The sequence below is a fragment of the Ruegeria sp. BG5 genome (assembly GCF_056538425.1).
The window spans coordinates 84102-101970 of the sequence record NZ_JBQFTC010000010.1 but is presented as its reverse complement, the minus strand read 5'-3'; the positions used below and the strand labels follow the sequence as shown (position 1 = coordinate 101970).

17 protein-coding genes and 1 pseudogene are annotated in these 17869 nt (G+C 57.0%); 4 read left to right on the top strand and 14 right to left on the bottom strand.

Annotated features, from left to right (window positions below; translation table 11 throughout):
* Positions 1-240, top strand: a pseudogene (locus tag ACR0KX_RS20450) (hypothetical protein); the annotation flags it as partial.
* Between the two features lie 482 nt (positions 241-722).
* Here ACR0KX_RS20450 and ACR0KX_RS20445 read toward each other — a convergent pair.
* Entirely contained in the window at positions 723-1022 is a 300-nt protein-coding gene (locus ACR0KX_RS20445; RefSeq protein ID WP_170417797.1) for an MBL fold metallo-hydrolase, read from the bottom strand.
* An 84-nt stretch (positions 1023-1106) separates the two neighbouring features.
* On the opposite strand from ACR0KX_RS20445, the gene ACR0KX_RS20440 reads away from it, so the two are divergent.
* Positions 1107-2018: a homocysteine S-methyltransferase family protein gene (locus tag ACR0KX_RS20440; protein WP_170417800.1), complete on the top strand. Its 912-nt coding sequence runs from the start codon at positions 1107-1109 to the stop codon at positions 2016-2018.
* 464 nt (positions 2019-2482) lie between these two features.
* Here ACR0KX_RS20440 and ACR0KX_RS20435 read toward each other — a convergent pair whose 3' ends face one another.
* The 8 genes from ACR0KX_RS20435 to ACR0KX_RS20400 are packed head-to-tail and all read right to left on the bottom strand — an operon-like array spanning position 2483 to position 9863.
* Positions 2483-3310 (bottom strand): citryl-CoA lyase, encoded by an 828-nt coding sequence (locus ACR0KX_RS20435; protein ID WP_170417803.1) that lies wholly within the window; start codon positions 3308-3310, stop codon positions 2483-2485.
* Positions 3307-4503 (bottom strand): CaiB/BaiF CoA transferase family protein, encoded by a 1197-nt coding sequence (locus ACR0KX_RS20430; protein WP_170417806.1) that lies wholly within the window; start codon positions 4501-4503, stop codon positions 3307-3309. Before ACR0KX_RS20430 ends, ACR0KX_RS20435 begins: the two co-directional genes overlap by 4 nt.
* Positions 4503-5948, bottom strand: a complete 1446-nt coding sequence (locus ACR0KX_RS20425) for an aldehyde dehydrogenase family protein (protein ID WP_170417809.1) — start codon at positions 5946-5948, stop codon at positions 4503-4505. The genes ACR0KX_RS20430 and ACR0KX_RS20425 overlap by 1 nt, the downstream gene beginning before the upstream one ends.
* Positions 5945-6640, bottom strand: a complete 696-nt coding sequence (locus tag ACR0KX_RS20420) for a hypothetical protein (protein WP_170417812.1) — start codon at positions 6638-6640, stop codon at positions 5945-5947. Before ACR0KX_RS20420 ends, ACR0KX_RS20425 begins: the two co-directional genes overlap by 4 nt.
* The gene (locus tag ACR0KX_RS20415) at positions 6637-7647 is read right to left on the bottom strand and encodes an agmatinase family protein (protein ID WP_170417815.1); all 1011 of its coding nucleotides are present in this window, start codon (positions 7645-7647) and stop codon (positions 6637-6639) included. Before ACR0KX_RS20415 ends, ACR0KX_RS20420 begins: the two co-directional genes overlap by 4 nt.
* Positions 7644-8519, bottom strand: coding sequence for an arginase family protein (locus ACR0KX_RS20410; RefSeq protein ID WP_170417818.1), 876 nt, complete (start codon positions 8517-8519; stop codon positions 7644-7646). The genes ACR0KX_RS20415 and ACR0KX_RS20410 overlap by 4 nt, the downstream gene beginning before the upstream one ends.
* A complete protein-coding gene (locus tag ACR0KX_RS20405; protein WP_170417821.1) occupies positions 8519-9193 on the bottom strand; it encodes a hypothetical protein in 675 nt (224 codons plus the stop codon). Before ACR0KX_RS20405 ends, ACR0KX_RS20410 begins: the two co-directional genes overlap by 1 nt.
* Positions 9186-9863: an arginase family protein gene (locus ACR0KX_RS20400; protein WP_170474326.1), complete on the bottom strand. Its 678-nt coding sequence runs from the start codon at positions 9861-9863 to the stop codon at positions 9186-9188. The genes ACR0KX_RS20405 and ACR0KX_RS20400 overlap by 8 nt, the downstream gene beginning before the upstream one ends.
* A gap of 178 nt (positions 9864-10041) precedes the next feature.
* Between ACR0KX_RS20400 and ACR0KX_RS20395 the strand changes: the two genes are divergently transcribed.
* Positions 10042-10749, top strand: coding sequence for an IclR family transcriptional regulator (locus tag ACR0KX_RS20395; RefSeq protein WP_170417827.1), 708 nt, complete (start codon positions 10042-10044; stop codon positions 10747-10749).
* A gap of 8 nt (positions 10750-10757) precedes the next feature.
* Here the strand turns inward: ACR0KX_RS20395 and ACR0KX_RS20390 are convergent, their stop codons facing one another.
* The 4 genes from ACR0KX_RS20390 to ACR0KX_RS20375 are packed head-to-tail and all read right to left on the bottom strand — an operon-like array spanning position 10758 to position 14678.
* Positions 10758-11561: an ABC transporter permease gene (locus ACR0KX_RS20390; protein WP_170417829.1), complete on the bottom strand. Its 804-nt coding sequence runs from the start codon at positions 11559-11561 to the stop codon at positions 10758-10760.
* Between the two features lie 10 nt (positions 11562-11571).
* Entirely contained in the window at positions 11572-12474 is a 903-nt protein-coding gene (locus ACR0KX_RS20385; protein ID WP_170417832.1) for an ABC transporter permease, read from the bottom strand.
* Positions 12471-13559: an ABC transporter ATP-binding protein gene (locus ACR0KX_RS20380; RefSeq protein ID WP_170417835.1), complete on the bottom strand. Its 1089-nt coding sequence runs from the start codon at positions 13557-13559 to the stop codon at positions 12471-12473. Before ACR0KX_RS20380 ends, ACR0KX_RS20385 begins: the two co-directional genes overlap by 4 nt.
* Before the next feature lie 60 nt (positions 13560-13619).
* Positions 13620-14678: an ABC transporter substrate-binding protein gene (locus tag ACR0KX_RS20375; protein WP_170417838.1), complete on the bottom strand. Its 1059-nt coding sequence runs from the start codon at positions 14676-14678 to the stop codon at positions 13620-13622.
* A 520-nt stretch (positions 14679-15198) separates the two neighbouring features.
* On the opposite strand from ACR0KX_RS20375, the gene ACR0KX_RS20370 reads away from it, so the two are divergent.
* Positions 15199-15831 (top strand): tyrosine-type recombinase/integrase, encoded by a 633-nt coding sequence (locus ACR0KX_RS20370; protein ID WP_093037018.1) that lies wholly within the window; start codon positions 15199-15201, stop codon positions 15829-15831.
* 122 nt (positions 15832-15953) lie between these two features.
* Here ACR0KX_RS20370 and ACR0KX_RS20365 read toward each other — a convergent pair whose 3' ends face one another.
* On the bottom strand, positions 15954-17615 hold the full coding sequence (locus ACR0KX_RS20365) for a caspase family protein (protein ID WP_170417841.1): 1662 nt from the start codon (positions 17613-17615) through the stop codon (positions 15954-15956).
* Between the last annotated feature and the right edge of the window lie 254 nt (positions 17616-17869).

Here is a 17869-nt window from a genome sequence, read left to right as displayed (position 1 = left end):
CCTGCCCTGGATGGCAAGACCCCGCGCCAGGCCGTTCGCAGCACGGCGGGCAGGAAGAAAGTCATAGACTGGCTGAAGACAATCGAAAACCGCAGCGCGCGCCAGACCGGCTCTCCGGTGGCTGAGTATGATTTCGGCTGGATGTGGGACGAGCTTGGTCTGTCAGACTACCGAAATTGGACCAGCGATGGTTCTTGCAAAAACCGTTCCAAAGCTTCGCCTCCTGAACCCATCGACTAACCCATGTTTTCCCGGCTGCGTCTTGCAGAGATGTGGCAAGGGTTATGCTGTCGCTGCGCGTCCAGATGGTTTGCCTCGTGACAGCTGGGGCACAACAAAATTTCAGTCTCCGTGGACACACCGGTTTCATAATCGAAACAGTACTCTTGTCCACATATTTCCAGCACCTCTCCACTCTTGGCCAGTTCCGAACTTGTCACCTCGCAGTGATCACAAATTCCGTCCAAGAGAGCTGATTGGAGTTCAGAAAGAACCACTGTTTTCTGAAAATTGCACACTCTGTCACTCATAACTGCTTCAGGCTTTCACAAAATGGTGAAGAGAGAAAGCTTGTGAAACAAGAATTCAAGGGAATGTGACATAGCCCAATGGGTTCGAGATTTAGTTTCGCCGATCATTGCCTGTAAGCTGCGCGGCGCGTCGAACTTTCACGTCAGCCGCCATCCCACAACAGACCCGCGCACATCAAAATACAACCTGGGCTAGTCCTCCCAGCGAAACGCGTCGTTGTCCGCCTTCACCCGACCAATAGACGGCAAAGCGAAGTGGTTTCCCAGCACAATACATCCCGTTTCCGAGGCGCTTTCCAACAGTTTCCGACGGGATGTCACGGCCATCTCAGCATCGGAATCAAACATAAAATGCCACTCGGGATGCCAGCACTGGGCGGTTGTATGGATTGCATCACCTGTAATCAGAGCGCGCCGGTCGCCACTGGTGATTTCGACCGAGACATGACCTGGTGTTTGGCCTGGCGTGGGGATCAGAGTGACGGAATACACCCTGTCGCAGTCCTAAGGTTCACAGGAGGCCCGAGACAAAGTAGGTTTCTTGTGCAGAGGTAACGGCAATAGGCGTGGATCAGAATGGCGCGACAGCTCCCACTCGAAGGTAACAAGCCCTTTCTGGTTTACGCCGGCACTGGCACCGACCTGATTTTCAATCATGGAATTGAGCTTCCCGGTTTCGCGTCGTTTCCATTGCTGGAAGAACCTGGCACCAGGGTGATACTGGCCGGTCAAATGCAGGCTCTTGTCGATCTGGCCCGTGAAATGAATGTCGGATGCATCCTTGATGCGCCCACATGGATGGCGAACGCCGACCGGGCAGCGCCCTTGGGGTACGATGCAGAGCGGCTCGCCGAAGTAAACAAAGATGCGGTCAGTCTAATGGAAGACGTGCGCCAAGCTGCCGCTCGCGATGATGTACTGGTGTCGGCCTGCATCGGCCCGCGCCATGATCCTTACGCCGACATCCCGCCGGTACCCGTCGAAGATGCACGTCAATACCACGCCGCTCAAATGCACAGCCTGAAAGACACAAGCCTCGATCTGGTCACCGCTTATACATTCAACCGCCCAAGCGAGGCAGCGGGATGCATCCTCGCCGCCCGGGACGCTGAACTGCCGATCATCATGTCTCTGGTTGTTGAGACAGACGGGTGCCTGGCAGACGGGACCAAACTTGTGGACGGAATTGACCAGATCGACGCAGCAACCGACTCGGCGGCGCTGTTTTTTATGGTCAACTGCGCTCACCCTACCCATTTCGCCGGAGCGCTTGGCAACCACCCCCGGCTGAGAGGCCTTGTGGCGAACGCTTCGAGTTGCTCGCATGCGGAACTTGACGAAGCAGATGAGCTGGACGAAGGCGATCCAGCTGAACTTGGTAAACAGATTGCCGCGATTGCGAGGCAGAATCCGTCGATCCAAGTATTTGGAGGATGCTGCGGTACCGACATGCGCCATCTGAAATCGATGATCAGCGAACTAGCATAGCCAACTTGGTTCAATCTGAGCGATAACGCTGAGATCTAAGGTGATCCCGTAATTTCTTTCCACAACTTGTTAGGAGATCGGCCCATTCCTGCCGTTGACCGAGGGCGCGCATCGCTGCGGTGCGGCCCACCAGACCGGACTTTAGCTGCGACTGCGAAATCCAGCGATCGACAAACTCACGCATCGCGGACCAAGTGTGAATTCGCCGCGCTTGTCGCGATGGCAGCTCGGTGCGCTTCGCTGACGTCAGAACAAGCGTGAAAATGTATCGATTCTCGCCTGGATTGAAATACCTTCAAAGACAACACCAAAGAAGTGAATCTTTGTTCAGACTAACATGTTGGGTCTGCTTCTAGGGGGGGATGCCCAATGACCGAGACCGGCAAAACAGTCCACACGCCAGTGGCGCTTCAATGCCAAGTTCGGTGTGAATTTAGGCGTTCGCACCATCAATGGTCATCGGGTTAGCGCTCCGATTTGACACCAATATATTCCGGCAGATAACGCGGCGGCATTGGCCCCTTGTTCCGCCCGCCCTGTTGAATCTGTTCCCAGCCATGAGACAAGACGCCAACCGAGCGGGAAAGACAGAACAATCCCCGGGAAAGCGGTGCCGGGAACCCCAATTCGCAAAAGATAACAGCCGTGGCCCCATCGATATTCATCGCGATATCGGCACCGCGCTTACGTCCGATTTCCGTCTGTATAGCTTCACCGATATCGGCAAATCGCCCTTCTACAGTGCCTGACATCGCGGCCTCGCGTACCAACGCCATCAATCGCGGTGCGCGGGGATCGACGGGCTTGTGGAAACGGTGGCCAAAACCCGAGACGATCTTGCCATTTTCCTCACACCAGGCGGCGATACCGTCGCGGACGGCAACTTCCTGTTCAGCGCCGTCATCCATCCGTTTGGCGACGTCGAAATAAAGCTCGGCGCATTGTTCACCGGCGCCGCCATGCACGTCACCCAACATGTTGACCCCGGTGGCCATGACGTTGTTGAGCCCCAGCCCACAGGTCGCGGCCATACGCGCTGCGGCTATCGATGGCGCCTGCGGACCATGATCCACGCCCGCCACCAGCGCGCATTCAAAAAGCGCCGCCTGTTCTGGCGTGGGCAAATTGCCGCGCACCATGAGCCAGATCATCTGAGCAAAGCTGACGTTTCCGATCAGGTCCTGGATCGGGTGGCCGCGAAAGGCGATCCGCCCCGGAGCCATGTCGATAATTTCGGTGCGCCACCAGTGGCAAATGGCATCGGCGTCATTGCGTCCTGCGGGGTCCGTCATATCGCGCCATCCTTTGCCAGTTTTTCAATGTCTTCCGGTGAAAGACCTAACTCGCTCCAGATTTGAGAGTTGTGCTGCCCCAATGTGGGCGGTGGTGCATCGACGGTGGGCGCGCTGCCGTCCAATTTGATCCCGGTCGTGGCAACCTGAATGTCGCGTCCGACGCCGGGGACGTTTTCAAACTGGTCGAGGAAACCGCGGTCTGCAACCTGCGGCATTTCCAATACTTCCGGCACTGTCAAAACCGCTCCTGATGGCACACCAATGCTATTGAGTTCCTTGGCCCAGTCGCGCGGTGACCGGGTCTTCAACACGGTCTCCAGCTCAGTTTTCAGAGCCAGCCTATTGCGTTTGCGATCCTCGCGCGTGGCATATTCAGGCCGCTCGCGCAGCGCGGCCAATCCCAGGTGGTCCGTCAGTAGCTCCCATTGCTGGTCTTTGTTTGCGGCAATGTTGATCAACCCGCCCTTCGCTTCAAACGCACCGGAAGGCGCCGAAGTGGGGTTTTCATTGCCATTGGCAGTCGGATTGACGCCGGCGATCAGATAGTTCGACACCACCCAGCCCATTGTCGCCAGCACCGATTCCAGCATCGACACATCAATAAAGGTGCCGCGCGGATTGGCGTTCAGAGCAGATGAAATCGCAAAGGCTGCGGTGATGCCCCCCACAGTGTCTGCCACCGGATATCCAACGCGCAGCGGCGCGCTGTCGCTATCCCCGGTGATCGACATCACACCCGAGGTTCCCTGTATGATCTGGTCATAAGCCGGGCGGCGTATCCACGGGCCCTCTTGGCCAAAGCCGGAGATAGCACAATAGATGAGGGTCGGATTGGCCTCTTTCAGGGTCTGGTAGCCCACGCCGAGGCGCGTCATGACGCCGGGCCGGAAGTTTTCAACCACGACATCTGCAGTTTCGACCAGTTTCAGAAAAATCTCTCGACCCCGTGGGTTCTTGAGGTTGACCGTGACCGATTTCTTGCCCGCGTTCTGGGCGAGAAAGGACACGCCCATGTTGACTTTGTTCAGCTCTGGGTCGGCCCCCAGTTGGCGGGCGAGATCGCCCCGACCGACGGCTTCGACCTTGATAACCTCGCCGCCCAGATGCGCCAGATGATGACAACAGAACGGACCGGCAAGGACATTGGTCAGATCAAGAACACGAATGCCCTTCAAAGGTGTCTGCGACATTATCCGCGCCCCGCGTGTACAACCTTGGCCGCCGTGAAAAACTCGCGGCAATAGCTGCCTTTTTCCGGTGCACCATAAGAGGATCCCTTTCGGCCCGTAAAGGGTGCGTGGAAATCCATGCCGGCGGTGGGCAGATTGACTTGTATCATGCCTGCTTCGGCGTTCTGCGAGAAGTGATCGATTTTGGCGGGATCCCGCGTGACAATTCCTGCGGACAATCCAAATTCGCAGTCGTTGGACGTGGCCAGGGCGGCGTCGTAATCCGGCACGCGTAACACGGCGGCGATGGGCCCAAAGATTTCGTCTCGTGCCACGGCTGCGTCGGGTGACACATCCGTAAACAACGCAGGCGCAAAGTAATGGCCGGTTGTTTTGGATTTGACCTCGCCACCACCTGCGGCAAGCGTTGCACCGTCATCCACAGCCTGAGACACGTATCGTTTGTCGATGGCGAGCTGCGCTTCACTGGCGACCGGACCAATCTGGGTTTCCGGAGCGCGCGCATCACCGATCCGAAGGTCTTTCATTGCCGCGCAAAGACGGTCAACAAATGCGTCGTGAATGCCCTCGGTCACAATCAGGCGGGAAGACGCTGTGCAGCGTTGTCCGGTTGAGAAAAAGCTGCCCTGAACGGCGCAGTGCACCGCCAGATCCAGATCGGCGTCATCCAGCACGATCAAGGGGTTCTTCCCCCCCATCTCCAGCTGCATTTTCGCTCCTCGCGCAAACAGCGCCGCCCCCATATGGCGACCGACGGGTGTGGAACCGGTGAATGTGACCCCGGACACCTTGGGGTGCGTAACGATTGCCTCCCCAACCTCACGGCCTTTTCCCATCACAAGGTTGAACACCCCCTCAGGCACGCCCGCACGGGCAATAATATCGGACAACATCCATGCCGATCCGGGCACCAGTTCGGCAGGTTTGAACACAACCGTATTGCCATAGGCCAGAGCGGGTGCGATTTTCCATGCGGGGATCGCCAGTGGGAAATTCCAGGGCGTGATTACGCCCACAACGCCGATTGGCTCGCGTACAACATTTAGCGACACACCTTCGCGCAGAGATTGGTAGGTGTCGCCGGTCGCACGATACGCCTCAGCCGCGAAATATTTGAACAAATGCCCGGCGCGATGCGCTTCGGCCTTGGCTTCGGGCAAGGTTTTGCCCTCTTCGCGGGCCAGCATATCGCCCAGCTCGTCTACACGGGCGAGGATTTCCGACCCGATCCGGTCGAGCGCTTCGAACCGGACCAGAGGCGATGTCTTGCGCCAATTCGGCAGGGCCGCGGCCGCGGCCTCGATTGCGTCAACCGTTTGATCGGCGCTTGCCCGGGCATACTCGCCGATCGTGTCGTTCAGGTCGGACGGGTTGACATTGGGGGCCGCGTCGCTGCTAGCAACCCATGATCCGGCGATAAAGTTGGCAAAGGGGTTTGCAGTCATAGCGCTTCCTCAAGAACTGGTCGCCACCCGATATCTTCATGCCGGTGGTCCACAGTATTCACGTAAAAATAGGTCGGGCCATGATAGCCCCTGCACACCCGCCCATCGGCCCGTCTGGCAACCGGTTCGGCGGTCCAGCTGACCGCGCCGAACCAGTTCCACAAACGGTTATGAGGCGAGGTCAGATGATCCGGGCAAAGCGGTGCTGTACTATTGGCCGGGTCCGGTTGCGGAGCGTTCAACGCCCCGCTGCCCCCCACCAGCGCATCCCATTCATTGGGGCGCGTCGCCCCCTGAAAAGGGTCACTACAGGGCGTATCCCCCCCCGTAAGCAACCGGCAGCGAAACAGGCGTCCATCAATCGACAGCTCTGTGCCATGGACATACCCCGCATCATCCAGATCCTGCCAGCTGACGCGGCTCATAAGCATCCGGTCGGCGACCATCAATCTTCTTCCACCGTCCTCAAATAGATGCCAGTTCAGGCGCAGGTTCGGGTCTTTGGGACTGTCGGTGAGCGCCCAGTTGTCCCAATTCGGGTCGCGTTCAAATTCCGGTAGGTTCCCGGGTTGCAGGCCCTCGTAAGGGCAAAGCGCTGACAGGTCTGTGATCCAGGGCCGTGTCGCGGGCGCAAGTGTTTTTCCTGCATGGGAAAACCCACCCAGCTGCTCTGTTCCTTTGTAGTCCATCATTGCTCTGTCACCGCCCCGGTCACAGGTTGTGTGCGGAAGCGACGCAGGATCCGGAACAACATTTCTGCAGCCAGAAATTCGGTACGCTCCGACGGATCAAGAGGAGGGGACACCTCAACAATATCCAGTCCACCCAACGGGGCCTCGGCCAGCCCATCCAGCAGATCGTAATACTGACGCGGTGTAATACCGCTATGAACGATTGAGCCGGTGCCGGGGAGGTAGCCAGCGTCCATCGCATCGATGTCGATTGACAGATACAGTTCGTCACATCCCTTCATGGCATGCTCCAACGCCTGACGAATTGCCTCTGCCGTCCCCAATTTATGTACGTCGCCAGCCGAAAACACCCGACCGCCCTGCTCTTCGATCAAGGCGAGTTCACCGCTGTCGACCCAACCGGTGATCCCGACCCAAACCATATTGGACACGTCGACATTGGGCAGTTCGGAAATCCGACGGGCATTGGTTGCGTGGTTATGGCTGCCCCACGCGCCAAGCCGGTCAGAGAAATCCAGATGACCGTCGATCTGGATATACCCAAAACGTGCATTTGGTGCGCGTTTGGCCAACCCACGGGAATAGCCAAGGCAGGCCGGGAAGCTATTATAGTGATCACCGCCCAGTGCCAGAGGGATCGCCCCTCCAACGCTCAGCGCCTCGGTCATTGCGGCAATGGCCTCGGTGGTTGCGTCTACATCCTCAGGGGTGATCACTGCATCCCCGCAATCCACGAGCCAGTCGCTGGCCGTTGCGCTTCTTTGGCCCGTATCTGGATCAAAACTGACCCCCTGCGGTCGCATGGATTGCAATACCGTCGTTGCCTTACGCAGCGCCTCGGGACCAAACCTGGTTCCGAGCCGGCTTGAATGTGTCCAATCGCTGGGCATACCCACCACACCGATTTGGCCCGGACGGACGTCGGCGGCATCGAGCAGAGGCCCATCAAACAGCCGATACCCCGGTTGTGCCAGAGGCGGGAGAAATGTCGTTATCGCTGCAGTCATGTCAGTACTTTTTCCTTGGAAGTTTGGCGGCGCGGAAAATCAATCCCAAAGCCGAGGCGCGCATAGATAAACGCCAGAAGAGCCGTGACCATCAGGCGTTGGCCAACCTTCACGACACCCATTCCGGGACGGTTCGGATTCAGACCGGTCAACATAATGGCGCTGACCTCGTGCCGTCCCAAAAGCTCAAGCCATTGCACCACCGTCGCAAGATCGCAGCCCCCCAAACGGGGCCGATCACAAAGCGCACTGAGCGATGTTTCAAACACCGAGAGATCAAACCGAACAAACAACGGCTTTGATGGATCCCGCCACTCTGAAAACGCGGCACGCTGCGCGGCAGTATCTCTATTTACCGGCGTGGTCGTTCCGTTCGGCAAGGGCGCAATATGAAAATCGCGCGCATCGGCTGGTGTACCGCCAAGCTGCACTGTCTGACAATGAGGGAGCGCGCTCCGCGCCGTCTCGGACATGCGATCTGATCCGCCCAAAAAGATTGCACAGGCGCCATTGTCGCTGATCTGACGCATGGCCGCCTTCAAGGCCGCGTGGATCGCATCTTCGGACCCCGGTGCAATATCTCCGAGATCACAAAGCCGCTCGTGCAGGCCATCGGTACTGATATCCTGACGCGCATCGATATCTACGGGGTGACTGAATTGTGGATTTGCGTGCCAACCGAAATAGACCGAGGTTTCGCGTAATGCACGCGGCGCCAGAGATTGCCCTGCATGAGGTGCGTTTGTATCTTCAAACGGGATGCCCAGTACGGCCAGATCTCCAGACCGGACGTCGCCGATTGCTTTGGTCTGAGAGCGCATGAACGACAGATGCCCTGCCATGCGCGGCAACGGGGCCGAACGTAGAGGCATCAGCCTGCTCCTTTCTCAAGACGAGCTGTGACCGCTTGCAGGATCGCCAGTGCAGCGCGGGTTTCAGCCTTGCCACGGTTGTCCAGTTCCGGGGCAAGCCCAAAAACCGCAGCCGCGATGGTATCGCCCGGGGTGGCGTCAATTTGCGCGATCATTTGTGCTGGTGACATTCCCGTCAGGCGATGCGGGTGCGATACCCATTTGCCCGCAAGCTCTTGTAAATCCACAGACAGGATGACCGGTTGGGTGCGGGGCAAATGGCTCACTGCGCCGCCATTGACCCCAATGATGGGAACATCCGCACCTGTGACCTGTCTTGCGGCGACGTCAAGCGCTTCCAAACCGCTGGAATCGCCGCCTACCAACACCATGCGGGCACCGGTTTCAAGAACCGATTCACATTGCGAGGCAACTGCGAGAAAATGCTTGTCAGGTTCTAGCGGAAAGACGTTCACGTCCCCAAGGTCAATTGCATTCGCGGGTGTTACTGTGGGGCAGGACGCATACCGAAGCTGGCGCGCGAGATAGCGTTGCCCTGCCGATGGCCGGGCGAGATTGTCACAAAAATAGCCTGCAATCGCGACCTGACCGGGCACGAGATCTTCCAGATCGCCAATGGATGCGCCCAGAAAACTGGGGATCGCGTCAAACTGTATTTGCGCCGCTTCACTCATTGTGCAACGCCGCGTTCAGGGTTTCGATCGCCGCCAGTTCCGACATTCCCCTGGTGTCGCGCGCAGGCGCAAGGCCGGTGATCACAATCGCCTGCCATTTACAGGACATGGCACCAATGACGGAAACCAGCGTTTCAGGTTTCATCCCGCCGGGATTTAGGCCGACGCTGCCAGCTGCATGCCCCAGATCAATGACCGATATGTCGATCCACAAGACAGCGCGCTCGGGCGTGTCAGAATAGTCGCCGTGCCCTTCATCCAACTGCCGCGCGGTGCGCCAATCCATCTTGCGCTGGCTGATCAGATCCCAGACACCAGCAGGTTGATCGCCGTTCAATCCCACCCAGATCGTGTTGGCTGTTCGCGTCGCGATATCACGCCGGGCCAACGGCATGGCCGCGACAACTGGCAGATCAGGCAAGGCCCCCAGCACACCCGAGGCGACATCAGACGCGCCACCCAAGACAACGGGTACAACACCGTGATCCACCATTTGCGTCACAAGTTGTTCCAACGCGGCAGGCCAATCCCCTGACAGGTCCAGATTGCCAAGATCCCGACCATCTACAGGCAGTCCGATCCCAAGTTGGGCAGTCATTTTGCGCAGCGCATCGGGTGCCAGAGAGGTGCCGGATCGGGGCCCGGTGTTAACTTCGCTCGGAACGCCCATAACCCCAACACAATCAGCCTTACATTGCGAATGAATGCCAAAAGGAAGGTCCGCATAACCAGCTGTTATCATTTGTTTCCGCGCGCTATTCATTGCCAGACGCCTTCGTTATTTGCGATTTCCAATTGCGCTCAAACCGGCTATAAAAAGCGACGGATTTGCGTCGAAAGGTCTGCCTATGCCCGACAAGCCCCGATCCCCTGACGCCAATGGTGGTGTCGAAGCGGTAGAGCGCGCATTGCGTGTGCTGGACATCTTTGAGCCGGGCGATGCAGGCCTCTCTTTGAAGGAGGTTGCGGACCGCAGCGGGGTCAACAAGGCGACAATTCTGCGTCTGAGCGTGTCGCTTGAAAAGTTTGGTCATATTACGCGAGACGCCGAGGGTCTGTTTCACCTCGGGCCGTCTTTGTGGCGTCTTGGATCCGTGTTTCGCCAAAACCTGCGGATGGGGCCAATTGTGCGACCGGTGCTTGCGAATTTGGTGAATGCGACCGGCGAAAGTGCGTCGTTTTATGTGCAACGCGGCAACTCTGGCGTGTGCCTCTACCGGGTCAATTCGCCAAGGCTTGCGCGGGATCACGTTCAGGAGGGCGAGATCATTCCGCTGAGCATGGGCTCTTCGGGTCAGGTGCTGGATGCTTATTCCATCCGGCAGGGAAAACAGGCGGCCAGCATCCGAAAGGCCGGGTATTATCTCAGCCTTGGTGAACGCGATCCTGACGTCGCCGGACTGTCGGTTCCTGTTCTTGGGTTCGAAGATGAATTGCTGGGCGCGATCAGCTTGTCCGGCCTGCGCGTCCGCTTCAATGACACAGCCGTCGAAAAGTATCGCGCGGCGGTCCTTGATGCCGCCCGCCAGATTCGGGTGGAGTTTGGCGAAAAATAAGACCCGCATCATTGTGCCTTGTCTTTCCGACGCCCGATCATCTGCACACCGATAAGCGCCGTGATGGACACGACAATCAGACAGGTCGAGATCGCCGCGATTGTCGGATCAAGCTGATCACGCAGTGAATTGAACATGCGCCGGGTGATTGTGGCGTTTTCCCCGCCCGAGACCAGCATCGAGATCACAACCTCGTCCAGCGACGTGATAAATGCCAGAAAAGCCCCTGTCTGGATCGAGAATTTCACCTGCGGTACGGTGATTGTCCACAATGCGTATGCACGGGACGCCCCTAAGCTGCGCGCTGCAAGCTCCTGATCGAAATCATAATTCTGCAATCCCGACATCACCGTCACGATCACGAATGGCAGCGCCAGCGCAGTATGGGCGATCACGATCCCGGTCAGTGTGTAATTGAGCCCCAGCTTGGCATAGAGGCTGAACACTCCAACAGCGATCAGGATCACTGGCACGACAATCGGCATGATCACAAGGATTTGAGCCGCGCTCCTGATACGAGGCGCAGAGCAATGCAGACCATAGGCACAAAGTGAGCCCAGGGGCGTCGCGATTGCCGTGGTCAGCGCCGCCGCGATCAGCGAGGTCTTTGTTGCGCTCATCCATTCCGGCGACGTGACATAGGCCACGTACCAGCGAAACGAGAGCGATGTCGGCGGGAATTCCAGATAGGATGCCCCCGAAAACGACATCGGGATAACGATCAGCGTGGGCAGGATGAGAAAGAACAGCACAGCAATGCCGACCACTGTCAGCCACAGGCCGTCGATTTTACGTTGTCCGACTTGTTCCATTTTCAGATCCTCAGCGCATAAACAGTTTGTCGAGCCCGAAGACACGGTTCATCAGCCAGATCATCGCCAGCGCCAGCAACAGCAGGACCACGCCCAGGGCTGATGCGGCCCCCCAGTTCGAATAGACTGTGATGGTGCTTTCGATACGCTGCGCCAGCATCTGAACCCGGCCACCGCCCAGCAAAGCCGGTGTGACAAAGAACCCAAGCGACAGGATGAAAACCAGCACGATGCCGGCAAAAAGGCCCGGCAGGGACATTGGGAAAAATACCCGCCAAAAGGCCCCGCGCGGGCTGGAACCAAGGCCCACGGCGGCTCGGACCAGGTCGCCGTCAATATTGCGCATAGTGGCGTAGAGCGGCAGAACCAAAAAAGGCAGCATGATATGCACCATGCCAATGATGGAGCCGGTCAGATTGTGCGCCAGTTGCAGCGGTTCTTCGATAATGCCAAGTGACATCAGCGACGAATTGATGATCCCATTGCGCTGCAAAAGCACCAGCCACGCATAGGTCCGCACCAGAACCGAGGTCCAGAAGGGGACCAGCACAAACACCATCAGAATGGCCGCTGTTTTGTTCGGCATCTTTGTCAGCCAGTAGCACAGCGGGTAGCCGAGAAGGACGCAAATCACCGTCACGGCAATGCTGATCTGAAACGTGACGACAAAGGTTCGCCGATAGAGAGCACTACTAAAGATGCGCGTGTAATTTTCCGTGCTCAGTTCGCCTGCCGCATTGAAAAACGACAGCGAAGACAGCCAGAAAATCGGCAGGAAGACGACGATCAAGATCGTCAAAACCGCAGGCATCGAAAGCCCAAGAAACGTCAGTTTTTCGCGGCGTTCTTCGGATTTGAGCGTGCTGGCATTCTGAAGAGTCCCAGCACCTTCATACGTCTCGGCGATACTCATGCCACATGTTCCGGTACGATGATCGTATCTTCGGGATGCAGGGCAAGGCCGATTTGCTCTCCCTTCGACGGCAACCCGGTTTGGCCCGCGCGATTGGCAGGCACACGCACATTGATCTGACCAGCGCTGTCGTGCTGAACGATCACTAGAACGCTGTCGCCCTGATAAATGATGTCATGCACTTGGCCGGACAGGTCATTGGCGGCGTCTGGCACCGCGCCTGCTGTGACTTCCAGCAACTCGGGCCGGATGATCAGACGATGGCCTCCGCTGCCCAGCGCAATAGGCGTATTGGATTTCAGAACGCGCTCGCCAAGCTGCGCCGTGTCATTCGCTACACTAACCGGCAGGGAAATGGATTCCCCGATAAAATCCGCCACAAAGAAACTATGCGGCTGGCGATAGAGCCGCTCAGGCGTCGCGATCTGTTCGATCCGCCCATGATTGACCACTGCAATCCGGTCCGACATCGTCAGGGCTTCGCGCTGGTCATGGGTCACGTAAACGACAGTTGCATCCAGCTTTTCATGCAGCGCCTTCAATTCGATTTGCATATGTTCGCGCAACTTCTTGTCGAGCGCTGACAACGGCTCATCCATCAGAATGATCTGCGGCTCAAAAACCATGGCGCGGGCAAGGGCCACGCGCTGTCTTTGTCCCCCGGATAATTGCGTGATGCGCCGGTCGCCATAACCGCCCAGCTGCACGGTCTCCAGCGCGCGCTCGGCGCGGGCCTTCTGATCGCTTTTGGACACCCCGCGAATTTTCAACGGATAAGCCACGTTTTCTGCGACCGTCATGAACGGAAACAACGCATAGCTTTGGAACACCATGCCAAGGCCGCGCTTGTGGGGCGGCGTTGCAATCATTTCCTGTTCGCCAAACCGGATCGACCCGCCATCAGGACGCACAAATCCGGCCAGCGCCATCAAAAGCGTCGTCTTGCCGGAGCCTGATGGCCCCAGCAATGTCAGGAACTCGCCCGCGGCGATGTTCAAAGACACGTCATTCAGCGCTTTGACCGATCCGTAGGCCTTGCACAGGTTGGATATATCGATGGGAAGGGAGTGGGCTGCAGGTGACATGGGGGCTCCTAACCTGACAAAAATGGGCGCAGCACAAGATGTGCCGCGCCCAGATATTTTTTACTGTTGGATCAGCGTGTCAAACTCTTCGGTCAACTCGCCCAGCTGGCCGATGTAAAAGTTCGGATCGACCAGAAGCTGCTTGCCATAGTTGTCGGGATGTGTGTTGACCTTCACTGCCATCTCATCCGAGATTATCCCGGTGCCGAAGGCACCCGAATTCACCGGACCCAACGGCATGGTCACCGCCAGCCTCGCCTGTGCTTCGGCGCTCAGCAATTCGTTGATAAGGCGCATCGCGTTGTCTTTATTCGGAGCCCCCTTGGGAACCAACAAGCAGTCCACGTCCATCGTGCCGCCATCAAAGGCATAGGCCACATCAATGCCCGACGCGATCACGCTTTCTACGCGGTTATGGCCCATATGGATCACGTCCACTTCGCCGTCACGCAGCAACTGCGCCGATTGCGACCCGCCGCGATACCAAACGGTAACTTCGGGGGCAATCTCACCCAGCTTGTCCCATGCGCGCGCCTTGCCCTCATTCGTGGCCAACGTGTCATAGATCTCGGCCATCGGCACACCATCCGCCATGAGCGCGGCTTCGAGGTTATAGTTCACCTTGCCGTGCATACCGCGCTTGCCGGGGAAGTTTTCCAGATCCCAGAACTCTGCCCAATTGGACGGGCCATTGTCGCCAAATGCATCCTTGCGATAGGCAATCACCTTGGTGAAGTTGATGAAGCCGATGTAATTGTCATGGATCAGCTCTTTCGGAATGCCTGTGGTGTCAACAATCGAATAGTCGATCGGCTCAAGGCTGCCTTCCCGGCTCAGGGTTTCACACGAAGGCAAATCCTGTTCTGTAACGTCCCATGCAACGGCACCCGCCGTGATCTGCGCGCGCACGTCCTGAATGCCGTTTGTCGTATCTTCCTTGACAGTGATATTCAGCGCACCAGCGGCAGGTTCCAGCATGGCTGAGCGCAAGGCATCCTGAAACGAGCCTCCCCAGGACGCAAACACGACCTCTCCCTCGGCAAAGGCAGGCGAAGCAATGGCCAGGCCACCTGCCACTAGCGCCGTGGTGAGCTTCAGTTTTTGGTTATCTTTCATCATGTCAGGCTCCTCCCGAACTGTTGGTTGGTTTGTGGCTTCGCGACATGCGCGGCTCCACATAATCATTCGCAATCGTTTCATCTAGCAAAACGTCATTTCAGTTTTACTAGAGCTGATGTTGGAATTGGTCAAGGATTCTTTTGCCCCGTAGGATTCACACTCCCGTTTCCTGAGCATCAGAGCCTGGAAAATCTCGCAATTCGCGCATTGGTGCAGCATTCATCTGGGTTCGATCTTGCACATATGGCGTCTGAAGCGATCTTCGTCTGACCCGAAGTTAACTGCCACCGATTGAAGCATTTGGTGGAACGTGCGGACCGCAAACTCTCACTCGCTTTGCGTTGATCCGCGAATTTGAGTGGCAGCTTCTTGACAGTATGCGCCAATTGATCCTGACGACAGAATTGGTCAATTTGGGCTCAGCCCCGACCTCGGATGCGACGCAGCATCCCGTGATATGGAGGCATCGTCAACGTCAGGTTGTCGTTGTGGGAGGGCATGGCGGATCGGAGGATCAGTCATGGAAACACCAAACTTACCGGCCATTCGTGCGCTTCGCCCGGCTTGGAACAAAGGGCGCATCGTTGGGCAAAAACGGCCACTGAAACCAAAACACGTCTGGGCAATCCGTGTTCGACTTGAACTCGCCGAGAACCATCGGGACCTGGCGCTGTTCAATATGGCAATCGACAGCAAACTGCGTGGCTGCGATCTCGTGAAGATGAAAGTCGTCGACGTGATGGCGTCCGGCCAGATCAAGGAACGAGCTTCGGTGTTGCAAAGCAAAACGCAGAAGCCGGTTCGTTTTGAAATCTCCGAAGGCACACGCGCCTCGGTTGAAAAGTGGATGGAAGATGAGCTCATGGTCGGCTCGGAGTACCTATGGCCGGGTCGTTTCCATGAACGCTTGCACATCTCGACACGCCAGTACGCCCGGATCGTCCGGGATTGGGTCACGTCGATCGGTCTGGAGGCCAGTGCATACGGAACGCATTCGATGCGGAGGACAAAAGTCACACAGATCTACAAGAAGACCGGCAACCTGCGGGCGGTCCAGCTGCTACTTGGGCACACCAAGATGGACAGCACCGTCCGGTATCTCGGTGTTGAGCTGGAAGATGCGCTTGCGATCGCAGAGGCCATTGAAATCTAACAACTTGGGCCGTCTTCGCGGACGGCCCAAACAAGACCTTGGCGAAATCTGCGGCGAACAGCGACGAGGAGCCCAGAGCGACGGTCTTCTTGCGGAGCAGGCAAGGACATCGCTTTAAAGTTTCAACTGACACGGCGTATTAGAAAATTCAGAAAAAACTGCCCGTCAATCCTGCGCGGCTCGTAGACAAGCCTTCTTCCTGGCGAAAGTCCTTCGGGCAGTTTGACGCTTATATTGACCTTATAGGGTGTCGCCTGCCCGAAATGCGAACTCAATGTGAAGCGCAATTTCAACTGACCGGAGTCATCGAATTTGCCAGTGAAGTCCCTAAACCAAGGCCCTTCGGCCGCAAAGCCTTGGGCAGATAGCAAGGTCAGCTTGTCTCCATTGCGATTGATGCGCAAGGCTGCAAGTGGCTCGATTTTTCCGGGGAAATAGGCCTTGTCGGGCCGACTGGTTGTTTGCCAATAATCATCGTCCCATCTGCGTCTGATTAAGACAATGTAGTCACCATCAAAAGTCGCGAAAGACGGCGCGACCAACTGATTACAGACTCTTCCTTGCTCTCCTCGAAGTGCGGCAAGAGTTTCACTGGTCTCGAGGCTCTCAGGCGTCAGTCCAAGATTCTCTCTAGCGCTGATATACCGAGAGAAAGCAGATCTCGTGCGTGGGCCCGCAACACCGTCCGCTGTGCCAGCGCTGCAGCCAACGCGATTTAGCTCAGTTTGTATATCACGGATCAGGCTGCGCGTCTCTGTATCATCCTTCGCGCTTTGAGGCGATGTCGGCACAAGAGCTGCTACTTTGTCTCGCGCAGTACTACTGTTGCCCGGCACTTCGTCCTTCTGGTGCTCAGCAAGCAAGTCGTCCCGCAACGAAAGGGCGAGCGCGACTGCAAAATGATCCCTTTCGCCTTCGTATCGCTCCAGAAACATCTCGATCGCATCAAGCCTTCCGAGCGAACGCGCAAGTTCAAAGTCCGCATAAATCTGGTCTTCGACACGCTCAATTTCTTCCTCTGGCGTCGAGCCTGCAGCCGCATCTGGAACAAGAAAAATGTCTCTGGCGGGAAGCGAGCCATAAGTAAATGGCTCCTGATAGCCTTCTGTCAGAGTGTAAACCCTGTCGCGGACTCGCCGAAACAACTTGCCAATCTCAAGTCCGGGTTCCTCGATGTGGTTGAGCAGAGCCTGAGCATAGGGGCTGTTGCGGCCATCGCCGTCAAGCGCCAGCGTTCCGCTCCTTGCAGCATATCCAACCAACACACCTCCCGGATCGATACGTGCAAGTCCGCGTCCAATTGAGCGGGTGCTGTTTGTGCGCTCCATAGTCGCGAGGAATGGATTGTTGCGGCAGGCGTCAACCAACACGATCTTCAAGCCGGGTGCGCCCGCGATGGAGCTAATCAATGTGTTGAGGCGGATTGCCTCGAGTTCGATGTCACGGTCGCTCCGCAGTTCCGCACTGACAGGGATCAGGAAGTTCGTGTTGTCCAACTCGATGCCGTGGCCGGCGAAGTATACGATGACCGACTCGGCGTTTTTTGCCTTTTCTCCAAAGTCACGTATGGCAAGGCGCATGTCGCGGTAATCCAGATCAAGACCTGTTGTGACCTCAAACCCGATCCTGCGCAATGCCTCTGCAATGTCGATCGCATCATTCGACGGGTTTTTGAGATTGCTGACATGTTGGTAGTTCGCATTGCCAATTACCAAGGCAACTTTGTCCGCCAGCACCATCGCAGGCAGAAAACAAAACACAACTGAGAACAGGATACGCTTCATGTGAAATATCGCCGTTAACGCGTCTACCATATGAACGTTTCCACACTTTCGGAATTCAATCAATATGACCGGCGTGGACAAGCTCTAGCTCGGCTTAGGCCGCATAGCGGAGTTCGGGATTGACACGACGAAGGTTCGTTTCCCGCCCATTGCGCCAGTTTCGGCATGGACCATTCATATGAAGTACGAACTCGGAGCCGCCTTGCGGCGGGACAGAAAGATGCTCGCTTGGGAAGCTATCTAAACGTCAGCTT

Excerpts from the sequence above, each read along its gene's own strand:
- ACR0KX_RS20385 (WP_170417832.1), bottom strand. The coding sequence starts at position 12,474 with ATGAGTATCGCCGAGACGTATGAAGGTGCTGGGACTCTTCAGAATGCC.
- ACR0KX_RS20430 (WP_170417806.1), bottom strand. The coding sequence starts at position 4,503 with ATGTCGCAGACACCTTTGAAGGGCATTCGTGTTCTTGATCTGACCAAT.
- ACR0KX_RS20425 (WP_170417809.1), bottom strand. The coding sequence starts at position 5,948 with ATGACTGCAAACCCCTTTGCCAACTTTATCGCCGGATCATGGGTTGCT.
- ACR0KX_RS20415 (WP_170417815.1), bottom strand. The coding sequence starts at position 7,647 with ATGACTGCAGCGATAACGACATTTCTCCCGCCTCTGGCACAACCGGGG.
- ACR0KX_RS20410 (WP_170417818.1), bottom strand. The coding sequence starts at position 8,519 with ATGCCTCTACGTTCGGCCCCGTTGCCGCGCATGGCAGGGCATCTGTCG.
- ACR0KX_RS20370 (WP_093037018.1), top strand. The coding sequence starts at position 15,199 with ATGGAAACACCAAACTTACCGGCCATTCGTGCGCTTCGCCCGGCTTGG.
- ACR0KX_RS20440 (WP_170417800.1), top strand. The coding sequence starts at position 1,107 with ATGGCGCGACAGCTCCCACTCGAAGGTAACAAGCCCTTTCTGGTTTAC.
- ACR0KX_RS20405 (WP_170417821.1), bottom strand. The coding sequence starts at position 9,193 with ATGAGTGAAGCGGCGCAAATACAGTTTGACGCGATCCCCAGTTTTCTG.
- ACR0KX_RS20435 (WP_170417803.1), bottom strand. The coding sequence starts at position 3,310 with ATGACGGACCCCGCAGGACGCAATGACGCCGATGCCATTTGCCACTGG.
- ACR0KX_RS20395 (WP_170417827.1), top strand. The coding sequence starts at position 10,042 with ATGCCCGACAAGCCCCGATCCCCTGACGCCAATGGTGGTGTCGAAGCG.
- ACR0KX_RS20400 (WP_170474326.1), bottom strand. The coding sequence starts at position 9,863 with ATGGGCGTTCCGAGCGAAGTTAACACCGGGCCCCGATCCGGCACCTCT.
- ACR0KX_RS20375 (WP_170417838.1), bottom strand. The coding sequence starts at position 14,678 with ATGATGAAAGATAACCAAAAACTGAAGCTCACCACGGCGCTAGTGGCA.
- ACR0KX_RS20420 (WP_170417812.1), bottom strand. The coding sequence starts at position 6,640 with ATGATGGACTACAAAGGAACAGAGCAGCTGGGTGGGTTTTCCCATGCA.
- ACR0KX_RS20365 (WP_170417841.1), bottom strand. The coding sequence starts at position 17,615 with ATGAAGCGTATCCTGTTCTCAGTTGTGTTTTGTTTTCTGCCTGCGATG.
- ACR0KX_RS20380 (WP_170417835.1), bottom strand. The coding sequence starts at position 13,559 with ATGTCACCTGCAGCCCACTCCCTTCCCATCGATATATCCAACCTGTGC.
- ACR0KX_RS20390 (WP_170417829.1), bottom strand. The coding sequence starts at position 11,561 with ATGGAACAAGTCGGACAACGTAAAATCGACGGCCTGTGGCTGACAGTG.